Source organism: Delftia sp. GW456-R20 (assembly GCF_001622915.1).
Taxonomy (GTDB): Bacteria; Pseudomonadota; Gammaproteobacteria; order Burkholderiales; family Burkholderiaceae_C; genus Comamonas; species Comamonas acidovorans.
On sequence record NZ_LWCN01000004.1, the window covers coordinates 1348511 to 1362434 of the forward strand.

11 protein-coding genes are annotated in these 13924 nt (G+C 69.7%); 6 read left to right on the plus strand and 5 right to left on the minus strand.

Going from position 1 to position 13924, the window contains the following annotated elements; translation table 11 throughout:
- Positions 1-24: 24 nt before the first annotated feature.
- The 3 genes from proV to proX all read left to right on the plus strand — a co-directional run bounded on the left by proV (position 25) and on the right by proX (position 3715).
- The gene (gene proV, locus A4F85_RS11430) at positions 25-1347 is read left to right on the plus strand and encodes a glycine betaine/L-proline ABC transporter ATP-binding protein ProV (RefSeq protein ID WP_141834109.1); all 1323 of its coding nucleotides are present in this window, start codon (positions 25-27) and stop codon (positions 1345-1347) included.
- Positions 1344-2558 (plus strand): glycine betaine/L-proline ABC transporter permease ProW, encoded by a 1215-nt coding sequence (proW, locus tag A4F85_RS11435; RefSeq protein ID WP_063326638.1) that lies wholly within the window; start codon positions 1344-1346, stop codon positions 2556-2558. Before proV ends, proW begins: the two co-directional genes overlap by 4 nt.
- A gap of 110 nt (positions 2559-2668) precedes the next feature.
- Entirely contained in the window at positions 2669-3715 is a 1047-nt protein-coding gene (proX, locus tag A4F85_RS11440; RefSeq protein ID WP_012204550.1) for a glycine betaine/L-proline ABC transporter substrate-binding protein ProX, read from the plus strand.
- A 59-nt stretch (positions 3716-3774) separates the two neighbouring features.
- On the opposite strand, the gene A4F85_RS11445 is transcribed toward proX, so the two are convergent.
- The 3 genes from A4F85_RS11445 to ptsP are packed head-to-tail and all read right to left on the minus strand — an operon-like array spanning position 3775 to position 9031.
- The gene (locus tag A4F85_RS11445; protein WP_063326639.1) at positions 3775-5502 is read right to left on the minus strand and encodes a PTS fructose transporter subunit IIC; all 1728 of its coding nucleotides are present in this window, start codon (positions 5500-5502) and stop codon (positions 3775-3777) included.
- A gap of 23 nt (positions 5503-5525) precedes the next feature.
- Entirely contained in the window at positions 5526-6491 is a 966-nt protein-coding gene (locus A4F85_RS11450) for a 1-phosphofructokinase family hexose kinase (protein WP_063326640.1), read from the minus strand.
- Positions 6488-9031: a phosphoenolpyruvate--protein phosphotransferase gene (ptsP, locus tag A4F85_RS11455; RefSeq protein ID WP_063326641.1), complete on the minus strand. Its 2544-nt coding sequence runs from the start codon at positions 9029-9031 to the stop codon at positions 6488-6490. Before ptsP ends, A4F85_RS11450 begins: the two co-directional genes overlap by 4 nt.
- 135 nt (positions 9032-9166) lie before the next feature.
- Here ptsP and A4F85_RS11460 point away from each other — a divergent pair, with 135 nt between their 5' ends.
- The gene (locus A4F85_RS11460; RefSeq protein WP_063326642.1) at positions 9167-10153 is read left to right on the plus strand and encodes a LacI family DNA-binding transcriptional regulator; all 987 of its coding nucleotides are present in this window, start codon (positions 9167-9169) and stop codon (positions 10151-10153) included.
- Positions 10154-10174: 21 nt separating this feature from the next.
- Here A4F85_RS11460 and A4F85_RS11465 read toward each other — a convergent pair whose 3' ends face one another.
- Positions 10175-11800: a SulP family inorganic anion transporter gene (locus A4F85_RS11465; protein WP_063326643.1), complete on the minus strand. Its 1626-nt coding sequence runs from the start codon at positions 11798-11800 to the stop codon at positions 10175-10177.
- Positions 11800-12438: a ParB-like protein gene (locus A4F85_RS11470; protein WP_063326644.1), complete on the minus strand. Its 639-nt coding sequence runs from the start codon at positions 12436-12438 to the stop codon at positions 11800-11802. Before A4F85_RS11470 ends, A4F85_RS11465 begins: the two co-directional genes overlap by 1 nt.
- Before the next feature lie 139 nt (positions 12439-12577).
- On the opposite strand from A4F85_RS11470, the gene A4F85_RS11475 reads away from it, so the two are divergent.
- Together A4F85_RS11475 and A4F85_RS11480 are read left to right on the plus strand one after the other, a co-directional pair.
- Positions 12578-13264 (plus strand): DUF3334 family protein, encoded by a 687-nt coding sequence (locus A4F85_RS11475; protein WP_063326645.1) that lies wholly within the window; start codon positions 12578-12580, stop codon positions 13262-13264.
- A 150-nt stretch (positions 13265-13414) separates the two neighbouring features.
- Positions 13415-13924 carry a MarR family winged helix-turn-helix transcriptional regulator gene (locus A4F85_RS11480; protein WP_013803256.1) on the plus strand — a complete coding sequence of 170 codons (510 nt, stop codon included), beginning with the start codon at positions 13415-13417 and terminating at the stop codon, positions 13922-13924.

The following is a 13924-nucleotide window of genomic DNA, read 5'->3' on the forward strand; positions in this document are numbered from 1 at the left end:
CTCACCCAAAAGGAGAACGCCACAGTGGCCAAGCAGATCATCATCGATCATGTGTTCAAGGTGTTCGGGGACGACCCCAAGACCGCACTCGACCTCGTCCAACAGGGCCTGAGCAAACAGGAGATCCTGGAGCGCACGGGCCAGTCCATTGGCGTGTTCGACGCCAATTTCACCATCGAGGCCGGCGAGATCTTCGTCGTCATGGGCCTGTCGGGCTCGGGCAAGTCCACCCTGGTGCGCATGCTCAACCGCCTCATCGAGCCCACGGCCGGGCGTATCGTGGTCGATGGCCAGGACATCAATGCCCTGAGCGAGCGCGATCTGCGTGCGCTGCGCCGCAAGGACATCTCCATGGTGTTCCAGTCCTTTGCGCTGATGCCGCACATGACGGTGCTGGACAACACGGCCTTCGGCCTGGAGCTGGCCGGCGCCGACAAGGCCGAGCGCCAGACACAGGCCCAGGCCGCGCTGGAGCAGGTGGGCCTGGGCGCCTGGGGCGCCAGCTACCCCGACGAGCTGTCGGGCGGCATGCAGCAGCGCGTGGGCCTGGCCCGGGCGCTGGCGTCCGATCCGTCCATCCTGCTGATGGACGAGGCCTTCTCGGCCCTGGACCCCATCATCCGCACGGAGATGCAGTCCGAGCTGCTGCGCCTGCAGCAGATCCAGCGCCGCACCATCGTCTTCATCTCGCATGACCTGGACGAGGCCATGCGCATCGGCGACCGCATCGCCATCATGAAGGACGGCCAGGTGATCCAGGTCGGCACGCCCGACGAGATCCTGCGCAGCCCCGCCGACGACTATGTGCGCAGCTTCGTGCGCGGCGTGGATGCAGCCTCGGTCTTCAAGGCCGGCGACATCGCGCGCCAGGCGCTGACCGTGGTGTCCGAGCACAGCGACCGCGGCTGCCGCGCAGCCCAGCGTCTGCTGGAAGACTCCGACCGCGACTACGCCTATGTGGTGAACGCGCGCCGCCGCTTCCTGGGCGTGGTGTCCTCGCAGTCGCTGCGCGACGCACTGCATGGCCGCCCCGGCATGCTGGGCCTGAGCCACGCCTTCCTGCCCAACGTCGAGCCGCTGTCCGCAGGCACGCCGGTGGCCGAGCTGTTCGGCCCCGTGGCCGCCGCGCCCTGCGCGCTGCCGGTGACCAGCGACGACGGCCAGTTCATGGGCGTGGTCAGCCGCACCACCATGCTGCGCTTCCTGGACCGCGACACGCCGCCCGTGCCGCCGCCGCAGGAGATCGTGCCGCCGGTCACGCTCAACCCGCATTTCCCGGCCTCCAACGCCCCCACCGTCGCGCCGACCGTGGAGCCGATCGAACAACGACAAGGAGATGCCGCATGAGCGATGCAACCAACAGCCTGAACCCGAACACCGCCGCTGCCGCCACCGATCCCTGGGCCGATGCGAGCACAGCCCCTGCTTCCACCGATTCCGCAGCCCCTGCTTCCACCGATTCCGCGGCCTCTGCAAGCGCCGACCCCTGGGCCACCGCCGCCACGCCGGCGCCCGATGCCTCTGCCGATCCCTGGGGCGCCGCCAGCGGCGGTGATGCCGCAGGCGGTGACTGGCTGGGCGCCTCGGCCGGCTCGGGCGTTCCCGACGACGCCCATGCCAGCCTCTGGCACCAACTGACCACCGACGGCCTGCCCGTGCAGGGCTGGATCAACGGCGGCCTGGAATGGGTGGTCCACCATTTCCGCCCCTTCTTCCAGGCCGTGCGCACGCCCATCGACGGCACGCTGTCGGGCATCACCGATGCCATGCTGGCCCTGCCCTGGCCGCTGCTGGTCCTGGTCCTGACCCTGGTGGCCTGGCAGTTCGCGGGCCGCGCCATGGCCATTGGTGCCGCCGTCTCGCTGGTGGTGGTCGCCATGCTGGGCATCTGGCCCGAGGCCATGGTGACGCTGTCCCTGGTGCTGACCTCGCTGGTGTTCTGCATGGTCATCGGCCTGCCCGCGGGGATTTTGCTGGCCTCCAGCGACCGTGCGCAGCGCTGGACACGCCCGCTGCTCGACGCCATGCAGACCACGCCGGCCTTCGTCTACCTGGTGCCCGTGGTGATGCTGTTCGGCATCGGCAACGTGCCCGGCGTGATCGTGACCATCATCTTCGCGCTGCCGCCGCTGATCCGACTGACCAACCTGGGCATCCGCCAGGTGCGCCCCGACCTGATCGAGGCCAGCCGTGCCTATGGCGCATCGCCCTGGCAGTTGCTGTGGAAGGTGCAGCTGCCGCTGGCCATGCCCTCCATCATGGCGGGCGTGAACCAGGCGCTGATGCTGTCGCTGTCCATGGTGGTGATCGCCTCCATGATCGCCGTGGGCGGCCTGGGCCAGATGGTGCTGCGCGGCATCGGCCGCCTGGACATGGGCCTGGCCACCGTGGGCGGACTGGGCATCGTGCTGCTGGCCATCGTGCTGGACCGCATCACCCAGGCCATGGGGCAGACGACCCGTGGCGGTGCGCGCTGGTGGCACAGCGGCCCCGCCGGCTGCATCGCCCGCCTGCTGGGCGCCGGCAACAAGCCGGTCCATCGCGGCAGCACCAGCTGAATGCCTTCACTGCGGCGCGGATGGGCCCACTGCCGCGCCGCCTTCCCGAAAAGCGGCCAGCCACGCTGGCCGCCCACTCCCCTTTCATCACACAACGGAGGAACCCGAGGATGAACCAAGCCCTGAACCACAATCGACTGCCAACTGCCGCTGCCAGCCACTGGCTGCGCACCGCCACGATGGCTGCCGGCATCGCACTGGCCTGCGCAGGCGCATCAGCCGCCAGCGACCAGCCCGGCAAGGGTGTGAAGGTGTCGCCGCTCAAGAGCTCCATCGCCGAAGAAAGCTTCCAGACCCTGATCGTCATGAAGGCCCTGGAGAAGCTGGGCTACGACGTGCAGCCCTTCCAGGAAGTCGAGTACCCCACGGCCCACGTGGCGATTGCCAATGGCGATGCCACCTTCCTGGCCACGCACTGGAACCCGCTGCACGCCGACTACTACAAGAACGCGGGCGGCGACGCCAAGCTGTTCCGCAAGGGCGTGTACTCGGACAACGCCGCCCAGGGCTATCTGATCGACAAGAAGACGGCCGACGAATACAAGATCACCAATATCGGCCAGTTGAAGGACCCCAAGATCGCCAAGCTGTTCGACTCGGACGGCGACGGCAAGGCCGACCTCACCGGCTGCACGCCGGGCTGGGGCTGCGAGGCCGTGATCGAGCACCATCTGACGGCCTACAAGCTGCGTGACACCGTGACCCACAAGCAGGGCACGTACTCGGCGCTGATCGCCGACACCATCTCGCGCTACAAGGCCGGCAAGCCCATCCTCTACTACACCTGGACGCCCTACTGGGTGAGCAACGTGCTCAAGCCCGGCAAGGACGTGGTGTGGCTGGAGGTGCCCTTCTCCTCGCTGCCCGGCGAGCAGGCCAAGTTCGATACCAAGCTGCCCAACGGCAAGAACTACGGCTTCGTGGTGAACAAGCAGCAGATCGTGGCCAACAAGGCCTTCACCGACAAGCATCCCGACGCCGGCAAGCTGTTCGAGCTGATGCAGCTGCCCGTGGGCGACATCAGCGCGCAGAACCACATGATGAGCCAGGGCCAGAACAAGCCCTCGGACATCAACCGTCATGTGGACGGCTGGATCAAGGCCCACCAGAAGACCTTCGACGGCTGGCTGGAACAGGCCCGCGCCGCAGCCCGCTGAACGCTGCGGGGGGAGCCGCTACAGGCGCTCCCCCCGGCTTCCTGCTTCAAAGGCCCGCTTCAAAGGCCCGCTTCGGCGGGCCTTTTGAACATGCGCAGGGCGATGGCCGTGACCACCACGCCCGCCACCAGCGCCACCGCATACATGGCCACATGGGTCACGGCGTTGGGAATGGGTGCGACGAAGATGCCGCCATGCGGCACCTTCAGCTCCACACCCGCCAGCATGGACACGGCGCCGGCCACGGCCGAGCCCAGCACCAGGGCCGGAATCGTGCGCAGCGGATCGCGCGCCGCGTAGGGAATGGCCCCCTCGGTGACAAAGGCCAGGCCCAGCACGCCGGCCGAGGCGGCGCTGCCGCGCTCCTCGCGCGTGAAGCGGTCGACAAACAGGCGCGTGGCCAGGGCCAGCCCCAGCGGCGGCGTCATGCCGGCGATCATGGCTGCAGCCATGGGCGTGTAGACCTGGCTCGCGATCATTCCCGTGGAAAACGCATAGGCGGCCTTGTTCACCGGCCCGCCCATGTCAAAGGCCATCATCGCGCCCAGCAACAGGCCCAGCAGCAAGGCGCTGGCACCCTGCATGCCGCGCAGCCAGGCGCTCAGCCACTGCAGCAGCTCGGCCACGGGCGCACCGACCAGATAGAACATCAGCAGCCCCGTGAACAGGCTTCCCAGCACAGGCAGGATCAGCATGGGCAGCAAGCCCTTGAGCGCCTGCGGCAGCCGGATGTGCGCCGCCATGAAGGCCACGCCGTAGCCGGCGATGAAGCCGGCCGCGATGCCGCCGATGAAGCCTGCGCCCATGCTGGACGCGATCATTCCGCCGATCATGCCCGGCGCAATGCCGGGCCGGTCGGCAATGGAGTAGGCGATATAGCCGGCCAGCGCCGGCACCATCAGCGCAAAGCCGCCCTTGGCGCCGATCTGGAACAGCGTCCATCCCAGCGTGCCCTGGTGGGCATCGTCATGGACATAGATGCCGCCCAGCGCAAAGGCCATGGCGATCAGAATGCCGCCCGCCGTGACGAAGGGCAGCATGAAGGACACGCCGGTCATCAGGTGGCGATAGGCACCGCCCTGGGTCCGGGCCGGCGTGGGCGCGGCGCCACCTGCAGCAGCGCCCACGGCGGCACCATGCACGGTTGCTTCGGCCAGCGCCTTGGCGATCAGCCCCGAGCCGTCGCGTATGGCCGGCTTGGTGCCGCTGCGCAGCAGCGGCTTGCCCGCGAAGCGCGAAAGATCGACCTCGCGGTCGGCGGCGATGATGACCAGGTCGGCCTCGGCAATCTCCTGCGGCGTCAGCGCATCGAGCGCGCCCACCGAGCCTTGTGTCTCCACGCGCATGGCGTGGCCCAGCGCCGCCGCGCCGCGCTGCAGCCCCTCGGCCGCCATGAAGGTGTGGGCGATGCCAGTGGGGCAGGAGGTGACGGCCACGATCCGCTTGCCCGTGCGCTGTGCTGCGGGACTGGCGGCAGCGCAGCGTGCAAGCACGCCGGCCGGATCATCAAGCGCCTCGCGCAGGCTGCAGCGCTCGACGGCGGCCTGCACGAAGCGGGAGGCATCGGCGGCGGTATCTGCATCGTCATCGGTGCCGGCATTCCCCACGATCAGCAATTGCCCGGCCTGCGCGGCGGCATCGGCCGCATGCATCCCGATCACACCGCCGCTGGCGCGCACCTCCACGGCCAAGGGACGCTGTCCGGCCGCATGGCGCAGGGCTTCGGCGGCCAGCAGCGCTTCGGCGTCGTGCCCGGCGGCTGCGATCACCACAAAAAGAGGGTTCATGAGAGCTCCTGAAGAATGGGGGATCACGGCCACTGGCATGGCTCCAGCAGCACGCTGGCAGCCAATGCCTGGACGCGGTTGGCATCGACTTCGCGCGCGGGCGCGGCCTGCAGCCAGGCCAGCGCGCTGGCCGTGGACAGGCGTGCGGTGTCCGCCAGATCCAGTCCGCGCAGCCGCGCGGCCACCATGCCCGCGACCATGGCATCTCCCGCACCCACGGAGCTGCCGCGCGCGCGCTGCGGCGGCCGCGCAATCACCGCGCCTTGCGCGGTGGCGAACAGCGCGCCCTCTTCGCCCATGGACACCACGGCCAGCCCCAGCCCCCTGTCCAGCAGGCGGCGCGCGGCGGCCAGAAGCGCATCGCGGCCGTCCAGGCGCCGGCCTGTGGCGGCCTGCAACTCCTCCCGGTTGGGCTTGATGGCCCAGGGCATGGCCGCATGGGGGGCCGTCGCCAGGGCGGCGGCCAGGGGGGCCTCGCTGGTGTCCAGCAGCACGTCGGCACCGGCGGCCACGGCCTGGGCCTGGAGCCGGGCCCAGCTGTCCGCAGGCAGGCCGGCCGGCAGGCTGCCCGACAGCACCACGGCCAGGCCGGGCCGCAGATACCGGGCCAGCGCGGCCATGACGGCGTCCAGATGCGCTTCGGCCAAGGCCAGGCCCGGCAGGTTGATGTCCGTGGTCTGGCGTCCGCCGTCGGCCACCAGCTTGATGTTGGTGCGCGTATGGCCCGGCACGCGCAGGCAGGCGTCGGCAATGCCGCGCTGGGCGAACAAGGCCTCGAACATGCCGGCGTTGTCACTGCCCAGCACGCCCAGCGCGGCCGTGGAAACTCCCAGGCCCGCCAAGGCGGCGGCAACATTGATGCCCTTGCCACCCGGCGCCTGCACGCTGCCCAATGCGCGCTGCACCTGGCCGGGCAGCAGCTCACCCAGGGTCACAAGCTGGTCTATGGCCGGGTTCAGGGTCACAGTGATGGCTTGCGGGGCGTTCATGCCGTCACCTCCTTGGCCAGTGCCCGCACCTGCGCGGCATCCTCGCAGCCGAGCGCCCTGTCTGCCAGCGCCTGCAACTGCCGCAGGCTGGCCGCGCGCAGGCCGGCCTTGACACCGGCGATGTCGTTGGGGGTCATGGACAGCTCGCCCACCCCCAGCCCGGCCAGCAGCAGCGCACCGAACGGGTCGCCGGCCAGTCCGCCGCAGACGCCCACGGCGCGCGCGCGGGTGGCAGCACCCTGCACGGTGGCGCGCACCATCCGCAGCACGGCCGGATGCAGGCTGTCCGCCTCGGCCGCCAGTTGCGGGTTCTGGCGGTCCATGGCCAGCACGTACTGGGTCAGGTCGTTGGTGCCGATGGAGAAGAAATCGGCATGGCGGGCCAGTGCGTCGGCCTGCACGGCGGCGGCGGGCACCTCGATCATGATGCCCAGCGGCAGGACCGGGGCGTCCAGTTCGGCACGCAGCCGTTCGCAGGCCGCGCGCAGCGCCAGCAGCTCCTGCACGCCGGTGACCATGGGAAACATCACGGACAGCCTTGCGCCATCGCGGGCCGCCCGGTACAGGGCGCGCATCTGGGGCTCCAGCAGGTCGGGGCGGCGCAGCAGCAGCCGCGCGCCGCGCACGCCCAGGAAGGGGTTGTCCTCGCGCGGCAGCTCCAGGTGGGCGACCTGCTTGTCGCCGCCGATGTCCAGCGCGCGAACGACCAGCGGCCGGCCCTCCAGCGCCTGCGCCATGGCGCGGTAGGTTTCATACTGCTCGTCCTCGCCGGGCGTGCTGCCGCGCTCCAGGAACAGGAATTCCGTGCGCATCAGGCCCACGCCCTCGGCGCCCTGGGACAGGGCCAGCGGCACCTGCTCGGGCAGGTTGACGTTGGCGCAGACTTCGATGCGCACGCCATCGGTGGTGATGGCAGGCAGGCTGCGCTGCGCGGACACGCGTTCCTGCAGCGCCCGCTGCTCGGCCATGTGGGCACGCGCTGAAGCCAGGTCCTGCTCCGAGGGATCAAGGTAGATGCGGCCATTGGCGCCATCGACGATGGCCAGGGCCCCATCGGCCATGCCCAGCACGCCGCCGCCTGCCGCCACGGCGGCCGGCAGCCCCAGCGTGCGCGCGAGTATGGCCGTGTGCGAGGTGGGACTGCCCTGCGCCGTGACCAGCGCGGCCACGCGCGCCGTGTCCAGCTGGGCGGTTTCCGAGGGCGAAAGATCGGCCGCGACCAGGATGCAGCCGCCTTCCGGCAGGCCCTCCGGTACCGCCGCTGCCAGCGAGGGCTGCAGTTGCACCAGCACGCGCCGGCCCACGTCGCGCAGATCGGCGGCACGCGCGGCCAGCGCAGGGTTGTCCAGCGCCTGGAGACGGGCAGCCCCCTCCTCCACGGCCTGGTCCCAGGCCCAGGCCACGCCGTGGCCCTGGACCATGAACTGGCAGGCGCGCGTGATGAGTCCGGTGTCGCCCAGCCACTCGGCCTGCGCGCTGAAGATGGCCGCATCGCCTTCGCCCAGGCGGCGGCGGGTGTCGTCATGCAGGGCGCGCAGCTGGCCCTGCGTCTCGGCCAGCGCCGCATGCAGCCGCGCGCCGCCCACGCTGAGCGGCTCGGGCAGGTCGGGGATCTCGGCTGCCTCCACACGCCACTGGTGGATGCGGGCCACGGCCAGCCCCGGGCTGGCGCCCAGGCCCACAAAGGCAGGCCGCGCCAGCGGCGGCAGCCAGCCCGTGGCGGGCGATTCGGCCGCCTTGCGCGCAGCGGCGTCGGCATCGGCACGTTCCTGGGCCACCAGGGCCTGGGCCACGGCACACAAGCGCTGGACCGCGGCACTGGCGTCGGGACCCTCTGCCGAGACGGTGACCTTGTCGCCTTCGCGTAGTCCCAGCTGCAGCAGGCTGGCCATCTGCCGCGCATCGGCCACCTCGCCGCCATGGCGCACCTGGATGCGCGAGGCAAAGCCGCGCGCCGCCTCCGCCCAGCGCGTGGCAGGCCGCGCATGCAGGCCGTTGGGATAGGCAATGGTCCATTCGCGCGCCTCGGCCAGATCCGCTGCCGCCGGGCGGGCGGCAGGCGGCGCCGGGTCCGCTTGCCCCTGGAGCACATCAATCACCTGCTGCGCATCGCCGGTGGTGAACAGCGCCTGCAGCCGGGGTGTCTGCAGCAGGCCGGCCAGGCGGCGCAGCAAGGTGATGTGGGCATCGGAGCGTGCCGCCACCGCCACCACCAGATGCACGTTCTGGCCGGCATTCCAATCCAGGCCCTCGCGCACCTGGAGCACGGCCACCGCGTCGCGCAGCACCAGGGCCCGGTCTTCGGCGCGGCCGTGGGGAATGGCCACGCCGTGGCCCAGAAAGGTTTCGGCCTGGGCCTCGCGCGCCTGCATGCCGGCGGCATAGCCAGGGGCCACGCAGCCACGGTCCTGGAGCAGCCGGGCCGCCTGGGCAATGGCGTCGGCCTTGTCGCGCACCCTGGCGTCCAGGCGCACGGCGATCTGCAGGCCCGCAGGAGCGGTGGGTGCAACCGCCGGGAGGGATGAATGGGCATTGATCATGGCGCGGATTGTGGGAACGTTCCCAACCATCAGTCAATCTGCACTGCAACATAACCCGGCCACAATCCGGCCATAACTCGGCATTTCTTTGGAGTTATCCTCTGCGGCACACCACAACCAACGGGAACGATTGCATTGAGCATCAGCATCAACGATGTGGCCCGTGCGGCCGGGGTTTCCAAATCGACGGTGTCGCGCGCGCTGGCGGGCGGCTCGGTCAGCGAGGAGGTCCGGGCGCGGGTCGCCGCCGCCGTGCAGGCCACGGGCTACCGGCCCAATCTGATGGCGCGCCGGCTGCGCGCGCGCGACGCTGGCCCCATGGGCGTGCTGGTGGCCGACATACGCAACCCGTTTTTCACGGCCCTGATCCGCGCGGTCGAGGCCGAGGCCTATCGCCAGGGCCGGCGCGTGCTGTTGTGCAATACCGACGAAGACCCGCAGCGCGAAGCCATGTACCTGCAGCTCATGCAGGAAGAGCGCATCGCGGGGCTGATCTTTGCACCCACCCAGGCCAGCCTGCACAAGCTGGAGCGCATGCAGCTGGAGTTTCCCGTCGTCCTGGTGGACCGGGCGGGCGCCCCGGCCTTCCATGACAGCGTGGTGCTGGACAACGCCCAGGCCTGCGCCACCCTGGTCAGGCATCTGGTGGACCAGGGCCGCCGCCGCATTGCAGGCGTCTTCGGCAGCACCAGCAGCACGGCGCGCGAGCGCTGCGACGGCTATCTGGCCGCCATGCGCGATGCGGGCCTGGAGCCCGACTTGCGCCAGTTGCCCCCAACCAGCGATGCCGCCGAGGCCGAGGTCGCGCAATGGCTGCGCCAGCCGCAGCGGCCCGATGCCTTCTTGGCCAGCAACAGCCTGCTGCTGGAAGGCTGCCTGCGCGCGATACGCGCCGCAGGCCTGCGCATCCCCGGCGATGTGGCGCTCGCCGGTTTCGACAACGAGCGCTGGACAGAACTGGTGGCCCCCGCCATCACCGTGATCGAGCAGCCGGTGGAGGCCATGGGCCGCGCCGCATTCGGCCTGCTCATGGAGCGGCTGCACACGCCCGACCTGCCGCTGCGCAAGGTGATCATGCAGGGGCGCTGCATCGTGCGCGAGTCCACCCAGGCGGCGGGCTGAGGCGCTGCGCCGGGGCGGGGATCACGCAGGGATCTGCAACTGGCGCACGGCGTCGTCCACGCTCCAGCCCGCATAGCTGGCGTGCGGCAAGGCCGGATTGCCCACGCGCGCCAGCAGGTCGCGCACGGGGTCCTTGACGCGGGCCAGGGCCAGCGGCACGCCCAGTTGCCGCAACTGGGCCGCGAAGTCGCACAGCGCCTCGACACTGGTGGCATCCAGATCGGCCGAATCTTCCAGGCTCAGCACCACGCCGCGGGGCGAAGGCAGGGATTGCAGCCGCTCCCGGATGGCCGCAAACACCGGGTCGGCATTGCCGAAGAACAGCGGCGCCTCAGGCCGCGCGATCAGCAGGCCGGCCGGCACCACCGCGTCGGGGTGGCGTGCGGCATCGACAAAGTCATGCGTGTCCCCCAGCCTGCCCAGCCAGCTCACGTGCGAGCGCGACAGCGTTTGCAGCAGCATGAGCAGGCTGGCCGCGATGGCCAGCAGCAACCCGTCGAGCACGCCCAGCGCCAGCACGGCAAAGAAGGCCAGCACCACGATCAGCCGGTCTCGCCGCCAGGCGAAGTAAGGGCGCAGCGCGGCAGGGTTCAGCGTGTGGCCCACGGCGTGGATGACGATTGCGGCCAGCAGCGGCTGCGGCGTGCGCTCTATCCAGGGCAGCAGCAGCCAGACGGCCAGGCCCACCACGGCGCAGGCCACCAGGCCCGCAGCGCGGCTTTGCGCGCCCGCCACCTCGTTGGCCGATGTGGCCGAGTAACCCGCGCCCACAGGCATGCCATGGAACACGCCCGACAGCAGGTTGGCCGCGCCCAGCGCCATCAGGTCGCGGTTGGCATCGACGCGGTCGCCATGGCGCAGCGCAAAGGTACGGATGGAGCCATATGACTCGGCATAGAGGATGAGCGCCATCGCAAAGGCCAGCTCGCCCAGGCGCAGCCATTCGGCGCGCGACAGCGAGGGAATGCCGGGGTTGGAGAAATCCAGCCGTATCGGCCCCACGGCCGCAATGCCCCAGCGTGCGCACCAGCCGCCCGCATCCAGCGCAATGCCAGCCGCAAGCACCAGCAAGGCCGCAGGCAGGGCACGCCAGCGGGCCAGCGCACGCATCAGCAGCAACGCCGCAACGGCCATGGCCAGACCCGCTCCATTCCAGTGCCGCCAGCCGGCCAGCAGCTCCCAGACAAAGCGCGGCAGATCGCCATGCACGGGCTGGAAGGCGACGGCATGCGGGATCTGCTTGACCACGATGGTCAGCGCCAGCCCCAGCGCAAAACCGCGCAGCACGGGCTTGGCAATGAAATTGGAGACCGCGCCCAGCCGCGCCAGCCCCGCCACCACGAAGAACAGGCCCGTCAGCAGCACGATGCCCACGCCCAGCAGCATGCGCTGCTGCGGCGAGGTGCCGGCCATGGACGCCGTGGCCGCCAGCAGCACGGCGGCAGAGGAGGATGTGGCCGAGACGATGGCGAAGCGGCTGGTCCCCAGCAGGCCATAGGCCAGCAGCCCGGCGAACAGCGCAATCACCCCGGCCTGCGGCGGCAGGCCGGCGATGCCGGAATAGGCCACGGCCTCGGGCAGCAGCAGGCCGGCGATGGACAGGCCGGCGCCCCAATCGGCCAAGGCAGGCAGGCCAGGGGCACGCATCAGGATTGCGGGGCAACGACGCCGGACCAGCCCGGCAGGTAGCGCGCCTCGGCGCCGTGCGCCAGGCCCAGGGCCTCGTGCAGGGCCTGATCGGGCAAGGCGACATCGCTCTTGCCACTGCGCAGGTCCTTGGGTGCAAAGCGCGTGCGGAAAAAATCGGCCCAGAGGAATTCGACGAAAGGCGCCGTGTCCTTGGCATAGCCACCGGCCTTGCGCACGGCGCCGGCCAGGCTGCGGTAGGGGTCGTCGCGCAGGCTGTCCAACTGCTCGGGCATCTTGACCCAGTCGCAGCGGCGGCCGCGCTCGTCATACGGATGGGCCCATTGGTGGAACTCCATCAGGCGCCAGAACATCAACGGATCGGCCTCGCTGAAATCGGCCAGCTGCATGACCCAGACCTGCTCCACGGACTCCTGCGTCAGCGCCAGCCCCAGGTGGTGGTGGTCAACGATGTAGTGCAGGCCACGCGGCCCCAGCACGGCCGGAAACCAGTGCGAGGCCAGAAGGCCTTCGCGCTCCTTGCGCTTGAGGCGGCTCCACTGGGCGCGCTTGGTCTGCACTTCGGCGGCGCCTATGGTCATCTGCGTGGGACGCAGTGCGTCCAGCGGAACCCGGGTCAGATGCTGTTGCGCTCTCATCGTCCAACCTCCGTTGCATCAAAGGTGCGGACCCGGCGGGCTGCCCGGTCCGACATCCAGAATACGCCTTCGGAGTTACAAATGGTCGCAACAACGGACTTGCACCCATAATCGCTCACAATTTTGTCCCGTTGACCTCATGAACCAGCCCCAACATCCCATCGTCCATGGCACGGAAGACGTGCTGATCAGCCTCTGCAACTCCGTCTCGCGCGTGCTCCAGGTGGCCACGCAGTGCCAGATCCAGTATTCGGGCATGGTGCAACGCATCACCAAGACCAGCCTCAAGCCCGACATCGGCTGCTTTGTCCTGGTGGACGGCGGCTTCTCGGGCCTGGTGATCATCAATTTCTCGGCCGCCGCCGCCATGGAGCTGTACCGCAGCTACATGCTGAGCATGGGCATGGGCGAGGACGACCTGGCCACCTCCTATACCTCGGACGATGTCAGCAACGTCATGGGCGAGCTGATGAACCAGGTGGTGGGCGACTTCACCAGCAAGGTCCAGCGCGAGCTTCAGACCTACATCACCCAGAGCCAGCCCAAGATGATCCGCCTGAACAAGCAGGTCAACCTCAGCGTGGACGCCAACCTCGACTCCCCCGAGGCGCGCCGCGTGACCTTCTACACGGGCAACAACAACATCTTCTATCTCGAACTGGCCATGGACCGCACCGAGTTCATCAAGGTCGTGGACTTCGAGCCCCAGGAGCGCCCCGACCCCGATGCGCTCATGGCCCAGACCGCCGCAAGCACCCCGGCCGCAGCGCCCGCGCCGGCCGCCAGCACCGACACCGACGAACTGCTCAAGTCGCTGGGCATGTAACTGCCGGCACACGCCCCGGCTTACAACCCAGGCACACAGCCCCGGCACTGCGGGCAAGACCCTGATGCATGCGGATGTATCAGGGCAGCCCCGCAAACGACATCGTTGATATGCAGATAATTGGGATGCCAACTATTTGAATATCACCCGATGTCGTCCCCCTCCGCCCCCTTCCCGCTCACGCAGGCCGACCCCACCGCCGTGCAAAGGCATTTCATGTTCACGCTGGGGCAGGTGAACAAACAGTGGCGCCGGACGCTGGACCGGCTGCTGGCACCCATGGGACTGACCCAGGCACTGTGGATGCCGCTGATGCATCTGGCGCGCTCGCCCGAGGCCATGCGCCAGAAGGATCTGGCCCACTCCCTGGCGCTGGACAGCTCCTCCGTCGTGCGGCTGGTGGACGGCCTGGCCGCCCAGGGCTGGATAGAGCGCGTGGACGACAGCGACCGCCGCGTCAGAAAAATCCAGCTCACGCCAGCCGGCCATGCCCAGGTAGAGGCCGTGCAGGGCCTGCTGCAGCAGGCGCGCGCCCAGGTGCTGGGTGCCGTGCCGCCCGAGGAACTGGGCGCGGCCTATGCCACGCTGCAGCGCCTGCTGGAGGCCATGGCCGCCGAGCCCGCCTGCGACACGGACCTGCCCGACGAGCAGGCTGCCTGA